At 61.6% G+C, this 25,733-nt stretch carries 20 protein-coding genes, 1 pseudogene and 1 riboswitch; of the genes and pseudogenes, 12 read left to right on the top strand and 9 right to left on the bottom strand.

The annotated features are described in order from the left end of the window. Positions 1-10: 10 nt before the first annotated feature. The 3 genes from ACW17X_RS00180 to ACW17X_RS00170 form a co-directional block, all read right to left on the bottom strand. Positions 11-1,951, bottom strand: coding sequence for a S9 family peptidase (locus ACW17X_RS00180; protein WP_492098874.1), 1,941 nt, complete (start codon positions 1,949-1,951; stop codon positions 11-13). 94 nt (positions 1,952-2,045) lie between these two features. After that, positions 2,046-4,733: a TonB-dependent receptor domain-containing protein gene (locus ACW17X_RS00175; protein WP_492098873.1), complete on the bottom strand. Its 2,688-nt coding sequence runs from the start codon at positions 4,731-4,733 to the stop codon at positions 2,046-2,048. A gap of 174 nt (positions 4,734-4,907) precedes the next feature. After that, positions 4,908-4,995: riboswitch (glycine riboswitch) on the bottom strand. 208 nt (positions 4,996-5,203) lie between these two features. Continuing rightward, positions 5,204-6,262, bottom strand: coding sequence for an ABC transporter substrate-binding protein (locus tag ACW17X_RS00170; RefSeq protein ID WP_492098872.1), 1,059 nt, complete (start codon positions 6,260-6,262; stop codon positions 5,204-5,206). An 88-nt stretch (positions 6,263-6,350) separates the two neighbouring features. Between ACW17X_RS00170 and ACW17X_RS00165 the strand changes: the two genes are divergently transcribed. From ACW17X_RS00165 to ACW17X_RS00155, 3 genes and pseudogenes are all read left to right on the top strand, one after another. After that, complete coding sequence (locus ACW17X_RS00165) at positions 6,351-7,013, top strand: response regulator transcription factor (RefSeq protein ID WP_492098871.1); 663 nt, start codon at positions 6,351-6,353, stop codon at positions 7,011-7,013. Beyond that, positions 7,010-8,446 carry a sensor histidine kinase gene (locus ACW17X_RS00160; protein WP_492098870.1) on the top strand — a complete coding sequence of 479 codons (1,437 nt, stop codon included), beginning with the start codon at positions 7,010-7,012 and terminating at the stop codon, positions 8,444-8,446. Before ACW17X_RS00165 ends, ACW17X_RS00160 begins: the two co-directional genes overlap by 4 nt. A 244-nt stretch (positions 8,447-8,690) precedes the next feature. Continuing rightward, positions 8,691-8,957, top strand: a pseudogene (locus tag ACW17X_RS00155) (integrase core domain-containing protein); the annotation flags it as partial. A 488-nt stretch (positions 8,958-9,445) separates the two neighbouring features. Here the strand turns inward: ACW17X_RS00155 and ACW17X_RS00150 are convergent. Further along, the gene (locus ACW17X_RS00150) at positions 9,446-9,754 is read right to left on the bottom strand and encodes a hypothetical protein (protein WP_492098869.1); all 309 of its coding nucleotides are present in this window, start codon (positions 9,752-9,754) and stop codon (positions 9,446-9,448) included. A gap of 140 nt (positions 9,755-9,894) precedes the next feature. Between ACW17X_RS00150 and ACW17X_RS00145 the strand changes: the two genes are divergently transcribed. Both ACW17X_RS00145 and ACW17X_RS00140 read left to right on the top strand, forming a co-directional pair. Continuing rightward, positions 9,895-11,454, top strand: a complete 1,560-nt coding sequence (locus ACW17X_RS00145; RefSeq protein WP_492098868.1) for a recombinase family protein — start codon at positions 9,895-9,897, stop codon at positions 11,452-11,454. After that, entirely contained in the window at positions 11,451-12,026 is a 576-nt protein-coding gene (locus tag ACW17X_RS00140; RefSeq protein WP_492098867.1) for a ParB/RepB/Spo0J family partition protein, read from the top strand. The genes ACW17X_RS00145 and ACW17X_RS00140 overlap by 4 nt, the downstream gene beginning before the upstream one ends. A 25-nt stretch (positions 12,027-12,051) precedes the next feature. Here ACW17X_RS00140 and ACW17X_RS00135 read toward each other — a convergent pair. After that, positions 12,052-13,223 (bottom strand): IS3 family transposase gene (locus ACW17X_RS00135; RefSeq protein ID WP_492098836.1). Its coding sequence is split into 2 segments (ribosomal slippage): positions 12,052-12,950 and positions 12,950-13,223, totalling 1,173 coding nucleotides; the frame shifts between segments, so codons are not numbered across the junction. 36 nt (positions 13,224-13,259) lie between these two features. On the opposite strand from ACW17X_RS00135, the gene ACW17X_RS00130 reads away from it, so the two are divergent. Next, positions 13,260-13,583 carry a hypothetical protein gene (locus tag ACW17X_RS00130; protein WP_492098866.1) on the top strand — a complete coding sequence of 108 codons (324 nt, stop codon included), beginning with the start codon at positions 13,260-13,262 and terminating at the stop codon, positions 13,581-13,583. Between the two features lie 11 nt (positions 13,584-13,594). Beyond that, positions 13,595-14,485 (top strand): plasmid partitioning protein RepB C-terminal domain-containing protein, encoded by an 891-nt coding sequence (locus ACW17X_RS00125; RefSeq protein WP_492098865.1) that lies wholly within the window; start codon positions 13,595-13,597, stop codon positions 14,483-14,485. A gap of 289 nt (positions 14,486-14,774) precedes the next feature. Here ACW17X_RS00125 and ACW17X_RS00120 read toward each other — a convergent pair whose 3' ends face one another. Continuing rightward, a complete protein-coding gene (locus ACW17X_RS00120; RefSeq protein ID WP_492098864.1) occupies positions 14,775-16,046 on the bottom strand; it encodes a DUF2130 domain-containing protein in 1,272 nt (423 codons plus the stop codon). A gap of 103 nt (positions 16,047-16,149) precedes the next feature. Further along, complete coding sequence (locus tag ACW17X_RS00115; protein WP_492098863.1) at positions 16,150-16,959, bottom strand: thermonuclease family protein; 810 nt, start codon at positions 16,957-16,959, stop codon at positions 16,150-16,152. A 100-nt stretch (positions 16,960-17,059) separates the two neighbouring features. On the opposite strand from ACW17X_RS00115, the gene ACW17X_RS00110 reads away from it, so the two are divergent. The 5 genes from ACW17X_RS00110 to ACW17X_RS00090 all read left to right on the top strand — a co-directional run bounded on the left by ACW17X_RS00110 (position 17,060) and on the right by ACW17X_RS00090 (position 22,673). Then, complete coding sequence (locus ACW17X_RS00110) at positions 17,060-18,460, top strand: hypothetical protein (protein ID WP_492098862.1); 1,401 nt, start codon at positions 17,060-17,062, stop codon at positions 18,458-18,460. After that, positions 18,453-19,283, top strand: coding sequence for a hypothetical protein (locus ACW17X_RS00105; protein ID WP_492098861.1), 831 nt, complete (start codon positions 18,453-18,455; stop codon positions 19,281-19,283). The genes ACW17X_RS00110 and ACW17X_RS00105 overlap by 8 nt, the downstream gene beginning before the upstream one ends. Before the next feature lie 2 nt (positions 19,284-19,285). Beyond that, positions 19,286-20,533, top strand: coding sequence for a hypothetical protein (locus ACW17X_RS00100; RefSeq protein WP_492098860.1), 1,248 nt, complete (start codon positions 19,286-19,288; stop codon positions 20,531-20,533). Beyond that, positions 20,533-21,441 carry a hypothetical protein gene (locus ACW17X_RS00095; RefSeq protein WP_492098859.1) on the top strand — a complete coding sequence of 303 codons (909 nt, stop codon included), beginning with the start codon at positions 20,533-20,535 and terminating at the stop codon, positions 21,439-21,441. Before ACW17X_RS00100 ends, ACW17X_RS00095 begins: the two co-directional genes overlap by 1 nt. 854 nt (positions 21,442-22,295) lie before the next feature. Next, positions 22,296-22,673 carry a hypothetical protein gene (locus tag ACW17X_RS00090; protein ID WP_492098858.1) on the top strand — a complete coding sequence of 126 codons (378 nt, stop codon included), beginning with the start codon at positions 22,296-22,298 and terminating at the stop codon, positions 22,671-22,673. Between the two features lie 26 nt (positions 22,674-22,699). Here the strand turns inward: ACW17X_RS00090 and ACW17X_RS00085 are convergent, their stop codons facing one another. Both ACW17X_RS00085 and ACW17X_RS00080 read right to left on the bottom strand, forming a co-directional pair. Next, complete coding sequence (locus ACW17X_RS00085) at positions 22,700-23,053, bottom strand: hypothetical protein (RefSeq protein ID WP_492098857.1); 354 nt, start codon at positions 23,051-23,053, stop codon at positions 22,700-22,702. A 156-nt stretch (positions 23,054-23,209) separates the two neighbouring features. Beyond that, positions 23,210-25,489, bottom strand: coding sequence for an AAA family ATPase (locus ACW17X_RS00080; protein ID WP_492098856.1), 2,280 nt, complete (start codon positions 25,487-25,489; stop codon positions 23,210-23,212). Positions 25,490-25,733 lie beyond the last annotated feature (244 nt).

Here is a 25,733-nt window from a genome sequence, read left to right as displayed (position 1 = left end):
CCGGTCAGGCTCAGCGCGCGGCGTCGCCCAACAACGTCTGTTTCCAGAACAACAGGCTGGTCCAGAAATAGTAGTCCTCGTTCTCCTTCTTGTGGAAACCGTGGCCCTCGTTCTGCGCCAACAGGTGCCAGGCGGTGCCGCCGTTGCTGCGAACCGCGCTGACGATCTGGTCCGCTTCGGACGCCGGCACACGGGGGTCATTGCCGCCTGTGGCGACCAGCAGCGGAATAGTGATCTTGTTCACGCTGGTCAGGGGTGAGATCGCCTGAAGCTGAGCGCGATGGGCCGGATCACGCTCGTCGCCGTATTCCACGCGCCGCAGATCGCGACGATAGGACTGGGTGTTTTCCAGGAAGGTGACGAAGTTGGAGATGGCGACGTAGCAGTTCGCCCCCTTCAGCCGGTCGCTGTAGTGCACCGCCGTAGCGTAGCACATATAGCCGCCGTACGAGACGCCGGTGACGGCGAAGCGCGCGGCGTCCAGGGTCGGATCGACCTCCAGCGCGTCGAGGAAGGCGCCGATGTCCTTGACCGAATTCTCGCGTTGGAACGGGCCGTTGTCCAGATTGACGAACCGCGTGCCGTAACCCGACGACCCCCTCACGTTCGGGAAGAAGAGGGCGACGCCCAGCTCGTTCAGCAGATAGTTCTGAGACCCCAGAAAGTCGGGGCGGGTCTGGCCTTCCGGCCCGCCGTGGATGTCGACGATCAGGGGGCGCTTGCCGGGAAATTTGGTCGCGTCGGGCCGATAGAGGAAGCCGGACACGGTCTCGCCGTCGAAGCTCTTCACCTCGACCAGCTGGGGCTCGATGTTGACGGCGGGGTCCAGGCCGCCGGTCTCGCTGTGGGTCCATTGGGTGACGGCCAGGGTCGTCGGATCGATCGAGAATGCGTCGCCGGACACACGTGCGGACGACAGGCTCAGGCCGATTGCGCCCCAGGGGGCGATGTCGATGGCCGGACCGATGCTGTAGGGGATGACGCCCTGGGGCAGGCCGGTGACGACACGCACGGCGCCCGTGGCGACATCCATGACCTTGAGCCGCGAGACGCCCGCCTCGTTCACCGCATAGGCGACGAAGCTCCCGTCGGGCGCCAGGGCATAGTCGCTGACGTCCCACCGGGTCTCGGGACTGACGGGAACGAAGCCGCCCTGCCCGATCCGCCCCAGACGCAGGAAGTCTGACGCCTTGTTCGACGTCGCCCAGACCGTGCCGTCGGCCGCATACTTGGGATCGACATAGGAGACCTGCTCTGCCGGATCGGTCAGAGGGGTCATGCGGCCGGACGCCAGATCCAGCTCATAGACCACGGCGTTGTTGATCGACATCCGGTTCAGGACGAGGGCCTTCGTCCCGTTCTTGGAGAAGTCGGCGATGTTCCAGCCGCCGCCGGAAACCTGGGCCACCAGACGGTCTGTCGAGGGATTTTCAGGATCGACGACATAGAGGTCCATGTCGGCGCCGTTGCGGCGCGACGAGGCATAGCCGACCCGTTTCCCGTCCGGGCTCCAGGCGCCGAACCAGTTGCGGCTCTTGCCGTCGGTGATGCGGGTCAACCGGCCGCCGGACAGGGTGTAGAGCTGATAGAATTCGTCCCCGCCATTGTCCTTCTGGACCAGCAGGGTCTGGCCGGACGGCGACAGGGCGCCGGCCAGGATCGGCTCCGCCTCGAAACTGATCTGCGTGCGTGCGCCGTCCGGACCGGCGACGACATGAAGCTGGTCCGTCGCGCCGAACCGGGTCTTGATCAGCATCGAACGATCAGCGACGTTCCAGCCCAGGAAGGCGGCCCGGCGCGCCTGGAGATAGGGCTGGGTCGCCGCGACCAGATCGTCAGGCACCGCCGGCAGGCCGTCCGCCACGATGGCGGCCGGCTTGGGCGCTTCAGCCAGGGCCGCAGGGGCGACGCCCAGGGCGAACAATAGGGCCATCGGCAGACGGGTAATCATGGAACAGACCGTGCAGTAATTGGGAGAAGCAAATGGGGGAGATCGCCGGCCCCCTTGGAGGAGCGGGGCCGGCGATCCGGAGCGCGGACCAGAACTAGAAGCGGTACCGCGCGCCAACCGTGACGTACCGACCGATGACGTCGTAGTACGGCGAATAGAGCGACCCGACGGGCGGGTCCTTGTCGAACAGATTGGTCGCGTTGGCGTACAGCTCGACCCCGTTCGCACCGTAGTGTGCCAGGTCGGCCGTCAGCCCCAGATCGACATAGGTGTAGGCGTCGATGTGGTTGTTCGAGATGGCGACGGTGCTGTTGTAATCGCCCGCCGAGATATAGCGGGCCCGCAGGTTCGCGCCGAACACCTCGCCCTTCCAGCCTAGGCTGGCGTTGACGCGCAGCTTGGGCACGCCCAGACCGAAGGAATAGCCCTGGGATTCGACATATTCGATCTCGGTCACGCCGTCGTCGGTGGTCAGGCTGTTCACCCAGGTGCCGACCAGACGCATGGTCACCCGGCCCGTCGCGCCCGGAACCCAGAGATCGGCGTCCGACGCATAGGACGCCTCGGCGTCGATTCCGTCCGTGTGATACTCGGCCAGGTTCACATAGGTGGACAGAGTGCGGGTCAGGTTGCCGGCCGCATCCCGCTCGACCTTGGTGCAGAGATCGAGGTTGCCGTTGTAGCAGCGGTTGACCAGATCCTGGGCTGCAATGGTCGTGATCACGTCGTCGATCTTGATGTCGTAATAGTCGAGCGACAGGTTGAGACCGGGGATGGACGGCGGCGCATAGGTGACGCCGAGGGTCAGGGTGTCCGCCGTCTCGGGACGCAGGTTCGGATTACCGCCGCCGTTGTTCAGCGTGTAGACCAAGGCCCCGTTCTTGGCCGGATCGTTGATGTTGTTCCAGCCGGTCGTGGTGGTGGTGAACAGCTCCGATAGATTGGCCGAGCGGATGTCACGCGACTGGGTCACGCGGCCGCGGAACCCGGGGAAGAACTCGTTGGTGGCGCCGACTTTCCAGGACCAGATCGAGCCCGTGGTGTCGTAGTCCGAGATGCGGGCCGCTGCGTTGAACTGCAGATCGTTTAGGATCGGCAGATCCTTGACGATCGGGACCAGGACTTCGGCGAAGGCCTCCTTGACGCTGAACTCGCCGGACATGGCCGAGAAGCTGAAGGTCTTGAAGGCCTTGGCGGCGTCCAATTCGCCGACGCGCTGATCGGTCTGCTCCTTGCGGGCTTCCAGACCGACGGCGATCGATACGTCGCCGGCCGGCAGGCTGAAAGGCTCGCCGCGCAGGCTGACCCCCGCCACGTCCAGCTTGGTCGTGGTGCGCTGTTGCGGGGTGCCGGTGACATAGTCGATGGCTTCCTGCGTCGGCGAACCCAGGCCGAACAGATTGATCGGGACGCAGCCCGAGTTGGCGTTTGTGAGAGTTACGCGGCAGACCGCCTGCCCCGTGCCGGGATCGATTACGGAATCGACCGCATTGGCGAACTCGGTCTTCAGCAGGAAGCCGGGCGTGTCGATGTTGTTCTCGAACTCGCCGTGGCTGTAATAGACACCCCAGCGCCAGCTGTCGCCGAACTCGCCGTCCACGGCGAGAGTGGCCTGGGTGGTGACGCGCTCGAAATCGATGGTCGAATAGGACAGGTCAGAGTTGAAACGTCCGAAGGTGAAGGAGGTCTGACCGGCGTCCGCCATCTGCTGCTTGATCACGTCGGACAGGAAGGCGTTGTCGATGCTGATCGTCAGGTCGCCGCGGTCATGGTCACCGAACCAGACGTAGTTGTTCCACATCCGCGAGTGACGGACATCGGCCGTGACCCGCAGCTTGTCGCTGATCTCATAGACCGCGCTGGCCAAACCGGTGTAGCGGCGCTGCGGCGTGACCAGGGGGCTGAGGTCGTCGTTCGACGGACCTTCGCCGCCGATCGAGTTCGTACCGCTGACCGTGCCGTAGCCGAAGGCGCGCAGCGTGCCGTCGGAGTTGAACACCTTGCCGGCGTTGACGCCTGACATGATCAGGCCGCCATAGGCGGCGTTGGCGAAGCCGACGTCGGGCGTAATCGCACCGTTGACCGTGGCCCACCGGCCGATGTTCGGGCGCGAGGTCTTCGGGATGACGCCTTCGTTGTCGAGATACTCGCCGCCGATGACGAAGTGACCGCGACCGTCGGCGAAGTCCGTGCCCCAGGCGCCTTCGAACCGTTCCTGTTCGGCGTCGTCATACGAGGAGATGCCGTATTCGGCCCCCAGCTTGCCGCCGGTGAAATACCGGTCGATGCCGATGTTGACGACGCCGGCCACGGCCCCCGATCCCCAGGCTGCGGAGGCGCCGCCGGTGACCACGTCGACGCTCTTGACCAAGACCGACGGCACGGCGTTCAGGTCGTTCTCGCTGGAGACGCGGCGCCCATCGATCAGGACCAGGGTCCGGTTGATGCCCAGACCGCGAAGATCGACCGGTGCGTTGCCGGCGCCGGTGTTGGTGCCGGTCGTCTGGGCCGAGGTGGTGGCGCGAAACTGCGGCATGTCGTTGAGCGCGGCGGCGATATTGGGACGGGCCCCGACCGACAGATCCTCGGCGGACAGGTGGATGGTCGGCGTCGGCGCCTCGAAGCCGGCGCGGTCGATGCGCGAGGCCGTGACGACGATTTCACCAACGGAAGAGTCGGCGTCCGCAGAGCCTTCTGCTTCCTGGGCGTGAACCGAAGTGGCGCAGGCCAATAGCGCAATAGCGCTGCAATAATGGGTCAGGTGACGGTTAAGACGAGACAAAGCGAGATTCCTCATGGCGACGACGCCCCTCCCCAGGGATGCCCAATGCGACTGACGCTCTCCGGCGTCCGTTCGCCCCCGCTGTCATTGGGCCTGAGAGTTTCGGGCCGTCGCCGACCCTTTCTCCTTCGGCGAGGCCGCATCCCCCGGATCCGGCCTTCTCTCCAGCGTTCCTTCAGCAAGACGGTCCGTTTGCCTGAGCGTTTCCGGGGCGGTTGCGCCTTCGGCGTCGGCTGGAGCCGATCTCTCCCGCCTTGCTGAAGCCGAGTAAGATCGACCCTCTCGTTTGTGTCAAATACGCTGGTTGTGCAATTTTATTGCCCAAATAGGCGCAATATTCGCCTATCGTTGCTATGCACGCGTAGATCCCATTGGCCAGATCCGCCGCCCGCTTCGCGGCGCCGGCCGCCATGACGGCGTCGTGACAGGAAGTCGGGATTCGGATCTTTTGGAGTTATCCACAGGAACGATCACGGCGCGGCCGGATCTGAAGGCGCCCTGACGCCGTCCCGCATCGCTTCGCCCCATCGGGTAAGCAAGGTCGCGCGGCGCGCTTGATCCAGATTGGCCAGCAGGGCCGGCCCCACCCGGACAGGTCGAACACCCGGCGCGGCGGGACGCATGGGCGCATACACATCGTCGCGGACTGGTCGAACCCCCAGGGCGCCGATCACCCGCTGCCCTTCTCTGGACAGAAGGAAATCCAGAAACAGCCTCGCCGCATTCGGATGGGCGGCGTTGCGCGGGATGAAGGCCACGCGCGAAACCGACAGGTGATAATCGTCCGGCGTGATCAGTCCGATCTCTGGCGCGCGCGCCGCCCAGGACGCACCGTAGGACTGGTTCATATTATAGGCGAACGCCATCCGCCCATCGGCGATCTGGCCCATCATTCTCTGCCCCGAAGTGTCCAGCCGCGGACGTTGGGCGCCCAGCGCCTCCATCAACGGCCAGGCGTCAGGATAGATCTGCACGTCCGCCGACAACTGCATGAGAGCGACGCCGCTCCGTTCGGCGTCATAGAGGGTCACACGACCGTCAAACACCTCTGGCCGGCTTTTCAGCAGCCGGAGCAGATCCGCATGACTGCGGGGCGCCAGATCGGGCGCGAGCCGGTTTCGATTATAGGCGAACACGATCGGCTCCGCCGTCAATCCATAGCCTTGATCACGCCATACCGACCCGTCGGGCATGGCCGCGCGGTGCGGCGATCTATAGGCTTGGGCATAGCCGTCGTTGATCAGCTTGACCTGCACGTCCATCGCCGTGCTCCAGACCAGATCCGGGCCATCCAACCCGCTGTCCGCAAGCCGCCGCACCTCCTCGGCGATCCGAGTGGAGTTTATGTCCTCAAGACGCACCCGGATCTCGGGCCAGCGACGACGAAAGGCCTCCAACACAGGGCCCATCAGGCTTGTGTTGGTCAGGATGTGCAGCGCCTCTTCTCGCCGCGCCAGCCAGCGCACCCGCGGCGCCGTCCCCGCGCCTTCCGGTTCCGGCGAACAGGCGGCGGCGCTTAACCCGGCCAAGCCGAGAAGCAGATGTCGTCGATCCGTTTTCACCGCTCCGGCTTTCTGGTTATGTGTCACGCATGATCCGTCGCCCCCTCTCGTCGCCATGAGAATACTCGTCGTCGAAGATGACAAGGCGTTGCGGCATTCGCTCGAAGCCAGTCTTCACGATGCGGGTTTCGACGCAAGGTGCGTCGAAAGCGGCGAACAGGCCCTGCAGCTCGAGAGCGCTGAGGTTTTCGACGCCGCCATCCTGGACATCGGCCTTCCCGACATCGACGGCTTCGAAGTGTTGAGGACCCTGAGGCTTCGGGGATCATCAACGCCGGTGCTGATGCTGACCGCGCGCGATGGCCTCGGCGACCGGGTTGCGGGCCTGGACCTTGGGGCCGACGACTATCTGATCAAGCCGTTCGCCCCGTCCGAGTTGGTCGCCCGTCTGCGCGCCATCGTGCGTCGACGCCAGGGGCAGGCGGCCGGCGCCGTGGTGATCGGAACCCTTTTCTGCGACTGGCGCACCGGCCGCGCCCACGTCAACGAGCGCGACCTCGCCCTGCGTCCCCGCGAATGGGCGGCGCTGCGTGTTCTCGCGTCCCGGCCAGGACAGGTGGTGGACCGCGACCTGCTGGCCGCCGAGGTCTTTCCGCAGGACGAGGCGCCCTCGCTCAATGCGCTGGAAATCCATGTCGGCCGGTTGCGGCGCAAGCTTCAGCCTGACGGCCCCGCCGTGACCAACATCCGTGGCCGCGGATATCGTCTCGACCCATGAGCCGCGCGCCGCCTGCTCGTTCCCACAGCCTGGTCAAACGCCTGTTGATTGCACAGGTGGTTCCACTGGCGATCTTCGCCACTGTCGTCCTGGCGGTCGGCGCCTGGACGGCCCAGCGGGTGGTGGCGAACAATGCTGACCGCCTTCTGGCGGGCGCACTTCAGACCATCCGCGAGACGGTGTCGGTCGCCGACGGCCGTATCACCGTGGACGTCGCGCCCTGGGCCCTAGCGCTGCTGGACGGCCCCGAACGCGACGCCGTCTTCTACAGCGTCCGCGAAGGCGACCGGCTGGTCACCGGCTACGCCGAACTGCCGAACCTTCCTCAGGCCCAGGCGGACCAACCCGTCTTTTCAGACCTGTCCGTCAGAGGGGTTTCGGTGCGCATGGCGCAACAGACCCTCATCATCCCCGGTCGTGACGCCCCCGTGCGCGTCTCGGTCGCCCAGAGCTTGGATTCTCGCCGAGCCAGCCTGCGCGAGCTTTACCGCAGCATGCTGCTTCTCCCCGCCCTGCTGGTGGTGCTCGCCGCACTTCTGGTCTGGCCCGCCCTGCAATGGGGATTGAACTCGCTCAAGCGTCTGATTGACGACCTCACGCGCCGCCCCGGCCCCTCGGCCGACTTTGCACCGGCCAATGTCGATCTGGCGCCCCGCGAGCTCTGGCCGGTTCTGACCGCCTTCAATCATCTTCTGGCGCGGCTGGAGACCTCGACCTCCGGCATTCAGCGGTTCGCCGCCGACGCCTCGCATCAACTGCGCACGCCACTTTCGATCGTGTCCGCCAATCTCGAACTTCTGGCAGGCTCGCCACGAGCCTGGACGCCTCAGGAGAAGCGGCTGATCGCCGACTCTCGCGACGCCGTCAGCGGCATGACGCGCCTCGTCGGACAACTGCTTTCCACGGCCCGCGCCGACGGCGCACGGATCTCGTCCTCCGCCGACCTTGGCCGCGCCGCACGCCGCGCCTGTCAGGCCGCCAAAGAGCGCCGCGGCTTTCCCGACGGCGCCCTGCGCCTCCGCCTGCCGGCCGAGTCAGTTGCGGTTCTCGGCGCCGAAGACCTAATCGCCGAACAGATCCTCAATCTTATCGACAACGCCTTCCACCACGGCGCGCCGCCCGTGATGGTTCATGTGCAAACGACGGGTGCGGTCTGCGTCTGGGATCACGGGCCAGGCGTGGATGAGGCCACGCTTCCCCACCTCACCGACCGCTTCTTCCGCGCCAACTCATCCCAGGCGTCCGGCTCCGGCCTCGGCCTGGCGATCGTTCACACGCTGGCCGAAGCCCAAGGCGCGCGATTTAGAGTAACCAATCGCAGCGGAATACGAAGTGGCCTAGTTGGCCGAATTATTTTTCAACTTAGTGTGGAAGGGAAATTTGTAGAGGCTGACGTGCCCCCCCCCCCCCCCCTGAAACTCCTCCAAGAATAGCTAGATTCCGGCCCTTGAAAGGACGGACCAAATGAAGAGATCGCGGTTCACGGATTGATGGGGTGGCGTATACGCCACCCCGAAACAGATCATCGGGATTCTGCGCGAGCAGGAGGCGGGTGTTCCGGTGGCGGACGGGTCCAGCGGATCTATCGCGAGGAGAAGCTGACGGTGCGCCGGCGCGGCGGGCGCAAACGGGCCATTGGCACGCGGCGTCCCTTGGAGATCCTCCTGGTCGCGAACCGGCGTGGGCTGGCATTACATCGCGCCGGACAAGCCGCAGCAGAACGGCTTCAACGAGAGCTTCAATGGCCGGCTGCGTGAAGAACTGCTGAACGAGACGCTGTTCCGCTCCCTGCCGCACGCCCGTGCGGTGCTGGAGGCCTGGCGGCGCAACTACGATGAAACTCGGCCGCACTCGAAGCTTGGGTGGCTGACGCCGCAGGCTTACGCAGATGCGCTCAACGGACAGATCGGCCGGTCCGCTGCGCTGGTTATAGCGCTGCGCTGACCGGCCTCTTGCCAACCCCACAAACCCCAGTTCAGATCACCACAGGACTCTCGTTGTGGCTGGATGAGAAAAGGGGGGGCACGTCACTGAGGCGCAAGATCGAGCGCCAGCCTTCACGTCCTTGGGGGCATGTGGACTGCGCCCTTTGCGTTCTTTCTGCTAGCTGGGCACGCTCAATCTCAGACAGCAAAAAGCCGCCGGATCATTGATCTGGCGGCTTATTTGTTTGGGTGCGGGAGCTCGCACGCCGCTTCACCTCACACCCGCGGTGAAGTTCAATGCCTGACGGAAATAATACAGTTGAAACGGGATCGCGACGATTTTAAGTGGATCTGGCGACCTAAGATCGATGCGTCAAAGTCGGGAGCATCGTGAGCGCTTCGCTGCAACATAAGTTTCGAAAGTTGACGGTTGCCCACTTCAATCGCAGTAGCGCATGTGTTGGGCACTACCACTGCGGCAGCAGACCAAAGACCACGATTCTGCAGCTAGTGCCTCCGGCGTCCCCCCTCTATCAAGTTAAGGAGTTCACGCAGCGCTTTTTCAACCGCTTCGATATTGTAGGATTGAAACCCACCGCTTCGGCCTGAAGCTGTAAGCACAGCCTCAAGCACCGCACCGGAGTGTTTAATTAACACAACCAGGTTTTCGCCGCTCGGAGCATTCTTTGCTTCGAACCAGTTCTTCACGGCTCGCTCGTTAGAGTTGGTTATTCGGCTGACGATCTTTCGCGACGAGAGCGTTGATCCCCACTCCGCGTGCAGGGCATCAGCGATGAGCTTCGGGAAGGCGTCCATCTTACACCTCACAATCCGGAAATTTTTTTCCGGTTTTGGACCGAAGTTTTCAGTCCAAAATCGGAAAAGACTTTCAACGCGCCTGTGACTACGCCCCTTCTTTGACCGCCTCGTAACGGCGGCAAGCTTGTGCGTGCGATATGGACCGAGACCGCGTTCAGCACGAAGGCGATCCCAAGCGCGTCGTGCGCGCGGCGCAGTATGTGCGCATGTCGACGGAGCATCAGAAGTACTCGACCGAGAACCAGGCTGAGGCGATCGCTGCCTATGCAGCCAGGCGCGGATTTGAGATCGTCAGGACCTACGAGGATGCTGGTAAAAGCGGCTTGAGAATAGATGGCCGTGCGGGGCTCCAGAAGCTGATCGCCGACGTCCGAAACGGCCTCTCCGATTTCAACGCCATCCTCGTCTACGACGTCAGCCGCTGGGGCCGTTTTCAGGACTCTGACGAGAGCGCCTACTACGAGTTCATATGCCGCGAAGCGGGCCTCGCGGTTCACTACTGTGCCGAGCAGTTCGAGAACGACGGCAGCCTCAGCGCGACGGTCATCAAGAGCATGAAGCGCGCCATGGCTGGGGAATACAGCCGCGAGCTCTCGGCGAAGGTCTTCGCCGGTCAATGCCGTCTGATCACTCTGGGCTACCGGCAAGGCGGTCCGGCCGGGTATGGCCTTCGGCGCCAGCTCGTCGATGAGCACGGCAAGCCGAAAGCCATCCTTTCGAAGGGCGAACACAAGAGCTTCCAGACTGATCGCGTCATTCTTACGCCCGGCCCGGCCAAGGAAGTGGAAGTCGTCCGCCGGCTCTATCGGCTCTTCGTGCTGCAGCAGCGCTCCGAGACAGAAATCGCGGCACAACTTAACGCCGAAGGTCTGGTAACGGATCGCGGTCAGCCCTGGACGCGAGCGTCGGTGCACCAGGTCCTCACCAACGAGAAGTACATTGGCAACAACATCTTCAACCGCTCATCTTTCAAGTTGAAGGCCAAGCGGGTGACGAACACACCCGATATGTGGGTGCGCAAGGATGGCGCTTTCGAAGGCATTGTAGACCCCGACTTCTTCGACGCGGCTCAACGGATCATCCAGGGTCGATGCGCCCGTTTCACCGATGAGGAGCTGTTGGCCAAGCTGACACAGCTGCTGGAACGCAGGGGGGCATTATCCGGCGTCGTCATTGACGAGTTCGACGACATGCCGTCGAGTTCTGTCTATCGCCACCGGTTCGGCAGCCTACTCCAAGCATACCAGCTGATCGGCTACTCGCCCGGCCGGGACTATCGCTACATCGAGGCGAACCGAGCAATACGCGCGATGCATCCGGACGTCATGGCGTCAGTTCTCGCGGGCCTTGTCGATGCTGGTGGCCAGGCGGTCTCAGCAGCCGATGGACTGGTCACCATCAACGACGAGTTCACAGCATCCATCGTCATCGCGCGATGCCTGGAAACGCCGGCAGGCGGGTTGCGGTGGAAAATCCGGATCGATCAGGGCCTCCGGCCCGACATCACGATCGCGGTCCGTTTGGAGCCGGGAAACGTCGATGTTCGCGACTACTACCTGCTCCCCTGGATTGAGTACGGCTCCGATCCGAGCGTTCGCCTGGCGCCGGACAACGGCATCCTCCTGGACACCTTCCGGTTCGACACCCTTGAGGCCTTCTACGACCTTGCCAAGCGCACGGAGCTAGCCGCCGCATGATCGACGCTCAAAAAATCCGCATGATCCCTGTGAACGGCATCACAGTTCTGAACCCACGCGCACGCAACAAGCGCGTGTTTCAGGAACTGGTCACCAGCATCGAACGGTTAGGGCTGAAAAAGCCGATTACCGTAAGCCAGCGACCGGGCCGCTCGCGCTACGACTTGGTGTGCGGCCAAGGCCGTCTGGAAGCTTTCATAGCTCTTGGGCAGGAGCAGATCCCCGCCGTCGTCATCGAGGCGTCTGAGGACGATTGCTACGTTATGAGCTTGGTCGAAAACCTCGCCCGTCGCCAGCACACGCCCCTGGAGTTAGTCCGCGCCATCGGCACCCTGCGTGAGCGTGGCTACTCGATCAATGAGATCGCCGCCAAAGTCGATTTCAGCGCCGATTACGTCAGCGCCATCTGCTACCTGCTCGAGAATGGCGAAGAGAAGCTGATCGCCGCCGTTGAACGCGGGGTTATCCCACACACGATCGCCATGGAAATTGCTCGCGCGAAGGACGGCGACGTTCAGCGAGCCCTCGCGCAGGCGTATGAAGAAAAGGCCATCCCCGGCAACCAGATCTGATCTTCCCCCGCAAAAGTGGACGGGGTTAAGCCGCTCTGCGTTCGGCCTCGGCGGGGCTGATATAGCCCAGTGCTGAGTGCAGGCGACGGGGATTGTAGAAGCCCTCGATGTATCCGAACAGGTCTCGCCGCGCCTGGTCGCGGGTGGCGTAGACGCGGTGATGGACGCGCTCGGTTTTGAGGGTGTGGAAGAAGCTTTCCATGGGCGCATTGTCCCAGCAGTCCCCCTTGCGGCTCATGGACGGCGTGATGCCGGATCGAGCAAGCGCGGAGCGATAGGCCTCGGCGGCATATTGGATTCCGCGATCGGAATGGTGGATCAGGCCGGGCGCGGGGCGCTGACGTTCGACGGCCATGTTGAGGGCGTCCAGGGCGATCTCGGTGTGCAGGGTCTGGCGCATGGACCAGCCCACGATCTTGCGGGTGTGCATGTCAAGGATGGCGGCGAGGTAGAGCCAGCCTTCACCCGTTGGGATATAGGTCAGATCGGCGAGCCAGACCTGGTTGGGCGCCGCCGCCTCGAAGTTCCGGGCCAGCCTGTTGGGCGCGATGGGATAGCCGTGGCGGCTGTTCGTCGTCCGGGCGCGACGCGGCAGGGCGGCCAGCCCTCGCAGGCCGGCACGGCGCATCAGCCGCTCCACGCGGGATCGACCAATCCGACGTCCATGCCGACGCAAGGTGGCGTGGATGCGTGGCGAGCCGTAGCAGCCGCTGCTCTCGGCATGGATCAGCCGGATGTCCTCGGTCAGCTCGCGATTGGCCACGGACCTCGGGCTCTCGGGGCGACCGCGCCAGGCATAGTAACCGCTGGCCGAAAGCCCCAGGACCGCACACATCACGCGGACCGGCCAAACCTGACGATGCTCATCGACGAACCCGAACTTCATCGGGAGGCCGCTCCGAAGATGAGCGCGGCTTTTTTTAGAATGTCCCGCTCCATCCGAAGCTGACCGTTCTCCCGTCGCAACCGGGCCAACTCCGCCGCCATGTCCGACGGCGACGGGGACGACGCCTGCGTTGTGGGGCGCCGCGACGTCCCCGTCGCCTGCACCCCGAACTGCGTCATCCATCGACGCAGCACCGTCTCGTGGAGACCCAGCTCACGGGCCACCGCCCCGACGCTCAGGCCGCCGTTGGCGACGCGGTCAACCGCCTCGCGCTTGAAAGAATCCGGGAAGTTCCGGCGTTGAACACTCATCAGACACTCCTCTCCAGCTCCGAAAAGCTAGCATGGGTGTCCACCAAAACGAGGGAGGATCAGATCCTCGCGATCCGGCAGATCATTGAGCAACGCAACACCAGCGGCAAAGGCATTCACAATCGTCGCACCGCTCACCGGAACCAGAAGCCGGTCACAGCTGACACGCTGATCCGCTCGCTCCAGCGAGAGACTGAACGCCGCCAGTCTTTCGCGCGGCGCGCCTCCCTCACGCGCAACCGCCTGGTGTTCGTCATCAACGCTCTGAAGCACCTACTCGGGGAGGAGCGATTTCAGCTGCTGATGAGGGCTGAGGGAATTCATACACTCCCGTCGGCTTTGGCGGCGCGGCTCAGCTAGGAGCGCGGGTGATGGACCCGGTCAAGATCGCCTTCGAGCAACGAGTGCATGTTCTTCCACTCGATCAAATCCTTCCGTCGAAGATGCTGTCTGCCGCTGTCATCGATTCCCCAAAATACAAGCGGATCGCCGCCTCGGTGGCAGAGGTTGGCCTAGTGGAGCCGCTTGTCGTGGCTCAGGTCCGATCGGGAAACGCCCATCCCCTTCTGGACGGCCACGTCAGACTCAGCATCTTGAAAGAGCTGGGTGTCGAGACAGCACGATGCGTCGTGTCATCGGACGACGAGAGCTTCACCTACAACAAGCGGGTGAACAGGCTGGCGACGATCCAGGAGCACTACATGATCGTGCGGGCGATTGAGCGCGGTGTTTCCGAAGAGAAACTGGCCCGCGCACTCAACGTCGATATCGGCGCGATCAGGCAGCGACGTCAGCTCTTGAATGGCATCCACGAGGATGTCGCCGAGCTCCTGAAGGACAAGCCTGTCGGCATTCAAGCCTTCCAGAAGCTGCGGAAAATGAGGCCCATTCGACAGTTGGAAGTGGCCGAACTGATGGTGTCCGCCAACAACTATAGCGCCAGCTACGCCAGGGCCCTACTTATCACAACGAGGCCAGCGGACCTCGTGAGGCCAGAAGCAAAGAACATTCCCGGCTTAAATCCCGAGCAGATCGAAAAGCTGCAACGGGAGTTGGACGCGGGATCGCAGGACTACCACGAGCTCGAAGCCTCATATGGCGATGACACGCTCGTGCTCGTGATCGCCGCAGGTTTCTTAGAGCGGTTGCTCTCGCGTCCCGTGATTGAGAGCTACCTGGCTGAGGCACACACCGAGATGCTGCAGACATTTCGATCGGTCGTGTCGGCCGCCTCGCTGGATCAGACCGCCCAAGCGGCCTGATCAAAGTGCGTTTGGGGACCGGGACCCAGTAAGCGCCGGGACCGTCGGAGAAGCCGCCGTGTGGGGCGGATCAAGGACGGTGGCGGGGATGACGGCGATCCCGTTCGGAGCCCGCTAGGCAGGCCGCCATTTGGTTTGCCGACGGCGCGGCTGAAGCGTTGGCGCTCAAAGCGCCCGCTTCCGCCGCGCTACTAGATGCAGAAATACACACAGACTAGTGCATTTTCTACATCTGCTCTGAGAGGGATCTCGCGCGAGGATTTCGCCCGTGATGGGGATGATCAACCAATCAGTCCTCGTCGTCCGGACCTTCCAGCAAAGGCGCTTCCAGAGCTTCGATCTCCAGCATCGAACGGCCAGCGATCCCCTGCAAATCGCCGTAAAGCCCCGCCGTCGAGTCCAGCACCGTGTGCAGCTGTTGCTCGCGTTTAGCCCATCGTTTCATCGTCGCTTTGCGCTCGCTAGCGAGGTCATCCTGCATCTCTGAAAACTTCTCGACGACCGCTTCGATACGGTGACGAAAACGCGGGCCTGTCAGATAATCATACATTAGCGCTGACTTGGTCTGCTGCCCCTCCCCGGCCGCCCGCACGCCGTTCATGAGCACGAGGCTCTCGCGCAAGCTCATCGCGACGGGCATTGCGCACTTCGGGCCGGTGATCCAGACCCCCTCCATCTGCCCAAACGTCTCGATGTCCTTTGGCAAAGCGTGAGAGACGATCAGCGCGAGGTCAGCTTTCGCTGCCCTCAAGTCGCCCTTCAATTTGCTGAGCCAGCCATCGCTCCACGCTCGCGTGCGCTTGGTTTCCCAAAGGATGGATCCGCAAACCTGGCCGGCTGGATTGACCACGCGCTGCAGGACATCGCCCCCGAACTCGCCCTTTCCGACCGGTTCAATCTGATCGAAGGGGAAGCGTGCGCGCAGCATGTCTTCGAGCATCAGTTCCTGCGCTTCCCCCTGAAGCTGCTGAGATCCCTGCTCGGCCTTCTTTTTCAGCTCTTCGATCTTCTGCTGCATCGATGCGATCTGCGTGTCGCGCTCTTTGACCTTCAACGAAAGCACGTCTTCGGCTTCCTGTTTGGCCGTCGCTCGAACAGCCTCCAGCCCCTCATTGACCTGCCGCTGCACAGCGAGGTCCACTTCTCGCAGCTTGTCATCGAGCTCGCGCTGCTTTTTCAGCATCTCCGCCTCTTTGGCCTGTGACAGCCTCAGCTTCTCTTCGCGGCTGGCCAGGGTTTCTTGAAGCTCAGCGAACTTGCGATCGCGCTCCTCCATGTCGGCGGCGACGACGCGCTTTGCGCGCTCAGTCTCATCGACAGCAATCTGCTTTCGCGCTTCGTCCATTTTAGCGTTTAGCGTCGCATCAATCGCTTGGCGCTCGAGTTCGATGCGCTTCTTTTCAGAAGCGACTTCGGCATGAGCCTGCGCCACCAGCTGGTCTTTCGCAGAAAGCTGCTCAGCGAAGGCGAGACGGGTTTGCTCGACGAGCGGCCCGGCCAGAGACTCGGTCAGCTTGATGTCTGACTTGCACTTCGGGCACGTGATCGTAGGTTCGTTCATCGTCGTATTCCTCCCGTCGGCCTTCGACCGTTAACGTTTCGAATCGAGGGCTAGCGCGACGATACGTCAGAAACGGTCGGAGAGGTTGTCCTGATCACGCGCTCTAATGGGCCGTCCCACAGAGCATTTCACATGGTTCGCCGTCGCTGTTTCCGTCCAGCGAAGCCACCCCGCATTGCCGCAGATAGAAGTGGGCTTCCGCGCACGAACTCATCTGGCGACAATAGCGTTTCCCAGAGCAGTTAAATCTGCCGTTTGCCGGTTCGGTCACCACGCTCTGAGGAGGGGCGACGAGTGATCGAACCCCACGGGTGCCGTCGGTTGGGATGTTACCGTCACCCTCGCGCTTTCCCTTTCGCCATTCCCATGGCTCAACCGTCTCGGAATCGCTGAGCGACCACAGACCCAGCCGGTCCTGGCGAGCTCTCGCTTCGACAGCGATCAGTGTCTGATCGTTCAGGTACCTTCTGTAAGCCCACGCGGCACCCTGCCCGACCATCGCGCGATTGATGTCTTCAACGTCGGCAAAGACGCGCGCCACGACACGGTCATAGCGATCGGTATCGGTCTGCTGCAGCGAAACCGTTTTGCCGAACACGAGCGAGGATAATGTCTGCTTCGCGCGCGCACCCCATGGCTGCCCACGTTCAGGGGCGTCGATCTCGGCAAGCCTGATCGTGTGCTGCTGATTGCTCTCATCAAGCACAGTCAGCGTATCGCCATCGGTCACGCCTACAACGCGCGCGCAAAAGGTAACTGCGGGCTCTGAACGCGGACCGATGCCGATGAGGTCTGTGGTCTTCTGGGCTGCGATCCCGATCTGGTCGCATGCGGAAACGGCGAGCGACGCCAGCGCAATCATTAGCATCGGCAGTCGCAAAGGGCGTCTCAGGGTGTTTGTCGTGATCTGCACTGAGAGGCTGCAATCCATTCCGATGAGTACGAATCAACATTTTTCCCGTTGTCGAAAATAGAGGCCTTCCACTCTCGATTGCACCTGCTAAACCAACGTCATGGGGGGACTACAAAAGCTAAAAGAGCTGTTCGTTCGGCATGAGTCGCTGCTCGCGCCGATGGATGATCCGTTTATTCAGATCGACACGACTGCAACGTCGGAGCGTCTGAAACTCCGCGCGCGAGGAGCGGAGCAAGGCGCGCTGGAGCAGCCGTCAAGCCAGCTGCGAACGCTTGATGTCGTCGAATCCGAGATCGTCGCGCACGTTCACGAAGTCTATTCGCGCGCACAAAATGACGCAGCAAACAACGTGCGAACCTATGACGGGCGAATGGCAGAGCTCGGTCTTCTGACGGGCGTGTCGCAGATCGGAGTCTCAGCAAGGCTGGCTGCGAGCGACTTCAAGGCCGCCGTGACGAACGCTCTAAACAGACTTTCAAACAGTCGCGATGCAATCACGAGTTCCTATTCCGAGCTGCGCGACTTCCGCCTGGAACACAGCCTGCGCCGGCCGGCTCATCGATCGACGTCGTCGGCATCGGCCTATGGATACATTCTCGTTTCTTGGGCCCTGGAAACTGGGCTGAACTCGGTTCTACTTCGTCAGAACGACGCGATGGGTTTGCTCGGCGGCGTCATAGCAGCTGCGGCTATCGGCGCCCTCAACGTGGGGGTCGCTGCTGTCGTCGGGCGAATGGTGTGGCCGCTCACCCAACACCGGTCAGCAGCGAAAAAAACTCTTGGATGGGTTGGCGTCGCACTGTGGCTCGCACTCGTCGTCACTTGGAACTGGGGCGCAGCCCACTATCGCGATGCAAAAGTGAGCGGGGTCGATAGCCCGGAAGTTGAGGCTCTCCATCTCATGTTTGGAAGCCTCGATAGCATCTATTCTTGGGCCCTTCTGCTTGCAGGGATCGTCTTCGCGGCCATGGCTGCCCTTTCGGGTTTCCGCATGGATGATCCTTACCCCGGTTACGGCGGCGTCTCGCGCCGACACGATGACCGATGCCAAATCTACGCAGAGGATGTCGAGGCTGCCACAGACCAACTGACCGGAATCAGAGACGAAGCCATCAACGAGGCGCTCAGCGTGCGCAGCGAGCTTGATCGCCAGCAATCCGAACGTGGTCAGATACTCGCGGCACGTGCAGCCTTCGTTAGACGCTTTGACGAGTTTGGTGCGCAGCTTGAAGTGATCGCAAATGCTCTGCTCCAAGAATACCGCACGGCGAATCTTACCGCTCGCTCCAGCGAGGCTCCTGAGACCTTCTTCGCTCGCTGGTCGCTGCCTAGGTCGACCGTGCCCCCTCCCCCCATCATTGCTGTGAACGATAGCGACATTCGTGCAGCAGAAGCCGCACTGGACGTGGCCGTAACGGAAATGTCCGCAGCCTTTGACGAGGGCATCCAACGCTTTGAGCCGTTGGAAACACTTAAGTTGAGGCTCGGCGATGCGTAAGCCGCGACAGAAGCGTCAGACCGCAGCGTCTCAACGCGCGGCTGAGGAGACGCGCAAGGGGTGGCTGCAGATCGGGGGCGTCCTTGCTGTCGTCGCCGTGATCGCGACGACCTTTGTCATGGTGTCTCGTAGCAATCGATCCCTTGATCCGGAAACGCTCTGTCCGACTATTCCGTCGAGCATTACCGTGCTGCTGGTCGATGTTACGGACCCAATGACGGTAGCGCAGCGTCAGGATTTCCAGAACCAGCTCACGAAGCTTCGTAACTCGATCCCGCGATACGGAAAGCTAATTGTCGCCAAGGTGGATTCAACATCGCAGACATTGCTTAAGCCGGTCATCGTGCGCTGCAATCCCGGTACGGCGGACGACGTAAGCGATTGGACGGGTGATCCTAAGGGGGTGCAAAAGCAATATCGCGAGGGGTTTGAAAAACCTTTGGCCGATGTCTTTGCCAGCCTTTCCATCGCCAGTGGCTCCGACCGCTCTCCGATATTCGAGTCGGTTCAGTCAGTGGCTTTGACCGAACTGTTAACCCCTGACGTAATCGAGCTGCCTCGCACGCTCATACTCGCCTCAGACCTTCTCCAGAACACCGACACGATATCGTTCTACGCCGGCCTCCCCACGCCCGACGAGTTGATCAACTCTGCATCGTTCCGTCGCGTCCGTTCGGACCTTCGCCAGATAGAAATCGAAGTCTGGATGTTGGAGCGCGCGGATGCGCCACAAACCCAGCCGCGCGCTCTCAGCCGGCTTTGGGAAACGACCTTTACCGAACAAGGCGGCTCCGTTCGCCGTATCTACAATGTGAGTGGATAACCATGCGGCGCGGTGCCTTGGCATTTGTAGATCGGCTGGCTGAGCGTGGTCTGGTCGATCGATTTGGTTTTTTGTGCTTCGCCTTCGGCGGTGCTGCTCTCATCGTCTTAGCGAAGGCTTTCAGCGTTCCTGCGCTGATCGTCGCGGTAGCGGCGGCAGTGGCGATCGTCGTCTACGCTGTTTTGGTCCAGGGTACCGGAACAGGCCGCCTTCGGTCTGATCAGGCTGGTGACAACTGCTACTATCTGGGCCTGATTTATACGCTGGCCAGTCTGGCCTATGCGATCTTCACCTTCGATCCTGCTGACACAGCGACCACGATCATCCAGGGGTTCGGTGTCGCCTTGGCGACGACAATCATCGGCTTGGTTCTTCGGGTGTATTTCAACCAAAGCCGCCCCGACATAGCCGAATCCGAGACCTCCGCGCGCCTAGAACTGGCCGCCGCTTCCGGAAAACTCAAGTCCGAGCTGTCCAGATCGATCGTCAGCATGAACGACTTCAGCCGTCAGACGCGTCAGTCGCTGGAGGAATTGCGGGATGAAGTCGTCGCCAGCATCCAGCAGATCAAAGACGCCGCCGAACTGTCTGTAAAGGAGAGCTCCGAAAGAGCCTCGACAGCTGTGGCAGAGCATGCCGAAGCCGCTGTTGCGCGCTCCAAGAAACTGACGAACGCGACCGACAAAATCGTCGGTGGCATGGAGAGGCACACTGAAAGCCTATCTGGGCTAGACAGTGCTCATGCGAGCATTGCTGCGAGTCTAGCGGCCCTGGAGGGGGCAGCAGGTAACTCGAAAACAATCCTCGACGGCTTGGTGACGCAGACTGGCCAAGTCAGCCAGATTCAGTCCGGCGCGGCCTCTGCCGTTAGGGATTTGACTGAGGCGGCGTCAGCCCTCCGCGATCAGGTTGGCGGAATGACAGCCTCGACCGATCGTTTTGAAGGCGTTCTGGTAGATAAGATCGAGCAAGTTCAGGCCATTCCACAAGCTGTCGCCCAGGCGGCGATCTCAGCGGTGGAAGAGGCGATCGGACGTCTGCAGGCTGACCTCCAATCGATCGTCGACGCACAGGGTAAGGTGGTCGAGGGATTGAACGACCAGATCAAACGTGGTGCCGAAACGGCTGGTCGTCACAACGCTGCGCTTGAGACTGAGCTGGCCAGATCGCGCGACAACGTCGCAAAGGTACACTCCGCGCTCGTCGATATGACCGGAACGCTCGCTTCACGGGCGGAAGCCAGCCTCTGATGACCGACCACCCCGACATCCGTCAGGAAAAGGCCTACAGGCGAGGGCTCGTCCTCGGCTTGACTATGGCCGAAGTCATGATCCTGCTCATTTTCCTGCTGCTCATGGCTCTAGGCGCGACGCTCCAGAACCGCGATCAACGCATCGCCGCGCTCGACAGCGGCGGTGCCTCTCGGATGATTGAGCAGCTCCAAAGCGCTTACCCTCAAGCCAAGACGAGCGACGACTACTTCAAGGAGCTTGTTCGGGCCATCGACATCCGCAAGCGAGTGGAGGCGTCAGGGGAAAAAGCCGGCGCAGCGACCTTGGTGGAAGATGCGGAGCTGGGTCGGAAAATGCGAGAGGCCGCGGGCTCCACAGATCCTGATGCCTATGTTCGTCGGGCGATCTCAGCCGCTCAACGCGGCAGAGAGGGGGAATGGCCACCGTTCTTCAGTCTCAGCGAGGCCGGCGGTTACTATTTTGAGAGCGGCAAAGCGACACTCAGACCTGAATTCGAGCGTAGCCTCCGTTCAACAATCATCCCCATGCTCGCCACTCAGATCGAAGACTACGACGTGGATGTGATCGAAGTCATTGGGCACACTGATGAAGTTCCAATGGTGGGGTCCAGCAACCTCGACAAAAGCCTGATTGCCGCGTCGGTCAGCCAAGTCCCGATCTCCGACCTCCGTTCTACCGACAACGCTGGGCTGGCGATGGCGCGCGCTGTCGCAGTGGTTCGCGTGCTGAGGTCCGACCCTCGCTTGGCCAGCACGGCGATCCTCCCCCTCTCTGGCGCTCAGATGATTGTACCCATCGACCGAATGGCCGATGGCACCGCCGCCCGCGACGATCAGTCCCGCCGTCGCATTGAAATTCGCCTTCGCAAGTCTACTGACCAAGCCGTCCCGCAAAGGGAAAACTGACCATGGCATCCGGACCCGACGAGCTGGACAGAAATCTAGAACGGCTTCGGCGAGCGCTCTTAGCCCCCCGCACCACGCAGCGGCTGTCCGAGACGGGGCCAAGTCTGAGCGACCGGCGGCCGACACTTTTCGAACGATTGATCCTTTGGCGAAGCCGGTAAAGCACCGGCGATACACTTCGCGCGACAAGAGCACCGCTGGGCGGTATTCGCGCGATCGTCCAAGGTCTCATGCCGCGACTGGAGCTGGTCGGTCACGTCTTCGAGACACGGCAATCATGGCGCTCGTGGCGGTGATTTTTATTGCAGCGTTTTGCTTCGCGTTGGCTAGGCATCATGGAGGCCAACAACCTGCCCCACTCGAACGTCCGTCATCACAGCCAGAATCGAATGACTTTGCTGACCCGCCCGTCGCGGCGGTGCCCCAGCCATCCACGGTCCGCGTCGGCAACACTTTCATCTGTGATCGCCATCGCGTGATTGATGGGGATACGATTCACTGCGGAGACATCTCGGTTCGGTTGGCCTCGATCGATTCATCGGAAATGCCTGGCCATTGTCGCCGAGGGCGGACGTGCGTGCCGGGTGACCCGATAGCGAGCAAGAGCAATCTGGAGACTTTGACTGCGGGGGGCGAGATCATCTGCCGCCAAACCGACACCGATCGATACGGGCGCGTTGTCGCGTTCTGTGCGGTTGAAGAACGCGATCTTTCCTGCGCCCAGGTCGAGGGCGGATTCGCGATAATCCGCTATGGTGAGTTGCGCTGCCCTGCCCCATGAGATCGCTGCACAAGTGTCTCAGTGCGTTTGTCTTCATCTGCAGTATGCGCTCTTTGACGGTCGAGGACAGCGGATGATCGAAATCACACCTGAGATAGCGACCTACCTCGACGACGTGACTTCTCGACTGCACCAAGCGGTGCACATCGAGCGGCGTGAGGTTGTTTTTCAGGACGGATCGCGGCCGCAGGCCTCGCACTGCCACGACAACGTCGATCAATACGTTTGCGAGAACCCGGGATCACGTCCGATCAGAGGGTGGGTGGTGATCAGCACGTCGGCCGACACCGCATACATCGCAGCGCATTCGATCGTTCACACAGCGTGCGGCGAACTTATCGACATAACGCCACTCCCCGATCAGAACTCCCCCTTCATTTCTCACACCGGTAGCGACGATCGCTTCCTCGAAATCCGAGCAGTAACAAACAACCTTTGGTGGCCTTACTGAGATCGCCGTCGCCGATGCGACGATGACTAGCGGGAATCGCGCACTATCTTGAGATCGACGTCGAAATAGTTGTCGCATGGATCGCCGCGGCGGCGGCCCTTGGGGGTCCCCTCATGGCCACGGCAGCAATGGCGCGTGGTGCCTTCAGGCGAGAACCTGATGACGTTCTCGAGTTCAAGCCCGCCCTGCTGACACCTGTTGTTCAGACAGGCGACGAGCGTGGGGAAGTTGGTCTCGTCGAAGCGGCTCATCCGTTGCCAATCATGTCGCGCGTGCATTTGAAACGGATCTTGGCGGACGGTGAGATCCAACGAGGTCAGTTCAGAGAATGCCACTCGGCGGTCGGTCGTGAGTTTTCCAAACCAGGGACGTGAGTTCATCAAAAGTCTCCTTTCGATCAAGCTTGGCTCGGACGCGCGTCAAATACGGTCGTAGCAGCGCCTATACCACCCATCAGAGCACTTTTCGCAATGTGCACTGAACATAGACCAAAGGGACCTGGGGTCCTCTGGACACCGGCTTGCCGGAACTAGCAGTCAGTAGTGGCCGAGGAATGCAACGATACGCCTGCACTGCGCACGGAGCTCAGCAGGGTTCACCGGCGGCGAGTTCGCGTGCATGTGGTCCCGGCTGTATTCGTTGATCGCCTTGAACGCGGGAACGTCGTCGTGAAGCGGATCTGATGCCCCTGTAGTGTCAATGTCGTTAGCCATCGCGTCGAGCATCACCAACGACGGGAAGCGCGCTGGGAAGCGTGCCCGAATGAAATCTTCGGCAAAGGGACGCAGGCGTTTGACCACGGTGTCCGCGTTCTCGCCGTCGAGAAACACACCATTGTTGGCGTATTCACGGATGACCTGCGCGCTTCGGACGTAAGCGTTCTCTAGTTCTTTCTCCGACGACCAATCTGAGATGCTGGCAACTCCCTGATCATCGCACATGATCTGGAACGATGCACAATCCGCTTTGTCCGCATTCTTCTCAATGAGGTGCAGGAAACGAGGATCGTGCGAGAACACAATCACCTGGCACGCCTGCTTGGACAGCGCGCGCAGTTGGCTCGTTGTCTCCCATTGCCTCTGCATATCCTGACTGCTGAACGGATCGTCGAAAACGATCACCGCGCTGGCCAGGTTGGGCTCGGAACGGACCTGAGTGATGAAGAATGCCAAGGCCAGCGTGAACTTGTCGCCGGCGCTCAGGATGGTGTTGAAGCTAGGTTTGTCGTCGGCGCGCTCGCCGGCATTCACACGGTGATTTCCTATCTCGATCGAGTAATCGGCGTTTGGCTCACGCCCCACGAAACTCGCTTTCGTATCGCAGATGCGGAAGTCGGCACCGAAGAGCTCCAGCAGCGCATTGATGTCGTCCTGACGGGCCCCCGTTGTCGCCGCTGCATAGGTGCGCAGATCGTTCTGAGCGGCCTTCTTGTCGGCGTCGATTTGCAGGCGTCGTTTGGCTCCCTTGGTCCATTCTTCGACCTCATCCTTGATAGGGTTTGAGGCCTTAGCTTTGAGCGCTTGCAGCTTGTTTCTCGTGGACGTCGCGCCTGCAATATCAGCTTGCGACGCATTCGTGCGCGCAGTTGCGATCGTTACCGCTTCAGCAGCCACGGCCCTCATGTAGGTGCGGATCGCAGCGATCCCGGTGGCCACCTCAGTGCGTTGGTCGACCGACAGAGACTGTCTCGCCAAAGGGTTCTTCACCTTGGCGGACATCAAGTCCTGAACCATCTTCAAAGCCGACGTCGCAGAGGCGCGCTGTTCGTCTGAAAGGGTGGGAATAGCGGTGAGGTCGCAGACAGTTCCCCAGAAATCAAAATCAGCGGCGTGGTCCGCAAGCAGTTTATCCCACGCGCTGCCGTTCTCGCCGTAGAGCGTTTTGACCTCGTCCAGCGCTGCGTCCAGGTCCTGCGTCAACTGCGTGAACTGTTCGCTGAAATAGCCCTGAAACGCGGCGACAAGAGGAATGCCCGACGTGTCCTGAGTGCAGAACGGACAATCGGCGCCGCTCATATGATCGACCCCATATTTCAGCCAGCGCGATCCGTTGGGATGCATACCGTGCTGATCTAGATGCGTCTGCACCATCGAAGCAGCACCCTCGGAAACGTCATCGATCGAGCGTTCTGCGAGCTCCTCAAATTCCTCGAGCGACCGCAACGCGATGTTGGTCAGTTCGCGACGCTGCCGCACAGCCATCCCGCTATTTGCGAGAGCCAACGCTCGAATGGCGGACGCGATCTTTTCGTCAATGTCCGACGGCACCAGTGCATCGGCAAAGGCCTGCATATCCGACACCGAGGGATGAGCTGTCTTTACGACCTTCTCGTGAGCCGCCTGCGCAGCGACGATGTCTCTTTGCTCTTTGTCCAGATTGGAAATCTTGGCAGCGATTGAGGTACCCTGAGCGCCGAGAACGACCGGCACAAGATTGCGCTTGTTCTCCCGAGTGACGCTCTCCCCGACATGAAGGTTTCGAAGAACAAACTCTAAATCGAAGATGTAGACGTCGCCAGGGCACCCGTTCCACTTTCCGCCGCTGAAGTCGATTTGCCCGTGGGTTTTCCATTTCGTTTGGACGCGGGATTCCGCGCCGGACCCGAGCCGCTTGCGAGCGGCGATAAGCTTGACGTCCTCTTCGACTGCGGACCTAAGAATGGAACACAGGGTGCTCTTCCCGAGGCCGTTACGCGCGTAGATGAAGCTCAAGCGACTAAAAGCAGGCGCCTTGTGCTTGAGCGACGAAAAGCGCCCGATTTCCTGAACCGCATCAACCCTTAAGAGCATGCTTGATGTAACGCTCTCGCGCCGCACGAGTAAAGAGCTTTGCCTTAGCGGCACCTTCCAAAAGAAACTCCCGCTCAGGAGTTATCTTCCTATGTCTCGAACGGGCGCGCCGGGCATACCTCACTTCCGCCAATGAACCGGGGTGGTGGTCTGCGGTGGGAGTCTGCTCTTGGGGGAAGGCAGAGGTCCCGCCCCTCTTCAGCGCATTTGTCTCAATCTGCACTGAGCGATCAGTCGTATAGAATCGGCGGTTGGAGAGTCGGCCTCGGAC

It is taken from the genome of Brevundimonas sp. FV1ye4L, from assembly GCF_058681255.1.
This window is presented reverse-complemented; position numbering and strand designations above follow the sequence as displayed.

Excerpts from the sequence above, each read along its gene's own strand:
- ACW17X_RS00095 (WP_492098859.1), top strand. The coding sequence starts at position 20,533 with ATGACCGACCACCCCGACATCCGTCAGGAAAAGGCCTACAGGCGAGGG.
- ACW17X_RS00165 (WP_492098871.1), top strand. The coding sequence starts at position 6,351 with ATGAGAATACTCGTCGTCGAAGATGACAAGGCGTTGCGGCATTCGCTC.
- ACW17X_RS00105 (WP_492098861.1), top strand. The coding sequence starts at position 18,453 with ATGCGTAAGCCGCGACAGAAGCGTCAGACCGCAGCGTCTCAACGCGCG.
- ACW17X_RS00085 (WP_492098857.1), bottom strand. The coding sequence starts at position 23,053 with ATGAACTCACGTCCCTGGTTTGGAAAACTCACGACCGACCGCCGAGTG.
- ACW17X_RS00180 (WP_492098874.1), bottom strand. The coding sequence starts at position 1,951 with ATGATTACCCGTCTGCCGATGGCCCTATTGTTCGCCCTGGGCGTCGCC.
- ACW17X_RS00100 (WP_492098860.1), top strand. The coding sequence starts at position 19,286 with ATGCGGCGCGGTGCCTTGGCATTTGTAGATCGGCTGGCTGAGCGTGGT.
- ACW17X_RS00090 (WP_492098858.1), top strand. The coding sequence starts at position 22,296 with ATGATCGAAATCACACCTGAGATAGCGACCTACCTCGACGACGTGACT.
- ACW17X_RS00120 (WP_492098864.1), bottom strand. The coding sequence starts at position 16,046 with ATGAACGAACCTACGATCACGTGCCCGAAGTGCAAGTCAGACATCAAG.
- ACW17X_RS00140 (WP_492098867.1), top strand. The coding sequence starts at position 11,451 with ATGATCGACGCTCAAAAAATCCGCATGATCCCTGTGAACGGCATCACA.
- ACW17X_RS00110 (WP_492098862.1), top strand. The coding sequence starts at position 17,060 with ATGGGGGGACTACAAAAGCTAAAAGAGCTGTTCGTTCGGCATGAGTCG.
- ACW17X_RS00160 (WP_492098870.1), top strand. The coding sequence starts at position 7,010 with ATGAGCCGCGCGCCGCCTGCTCGTTCCCACAGCCTGGTCAAACGCCTG.
- ACW17X_RS00145 (WP_492098868.1), top strand. The coding sequence starts at position 9,895 with ATGGACCGAGACCGCGTTCAGCACGAAGGCGATCCCAAGCGCGTCGTG.
- ACW17X_RS00150 (WP_492098869.1), bottom strand. The coding sequence starts at position 9,754 with ATGGACGCCTTCCCGAAGCTCATCGCTGATGCCCTGCACGCGGAGTGG.
- ACW17X_RS00125 (WP_492098865.1), top strand. The coding sequence starts at position 13,595 with ATGGACCCGGTCAAGATCGCCTTCGAGCAACGAGTGCATGTTCTTCCA.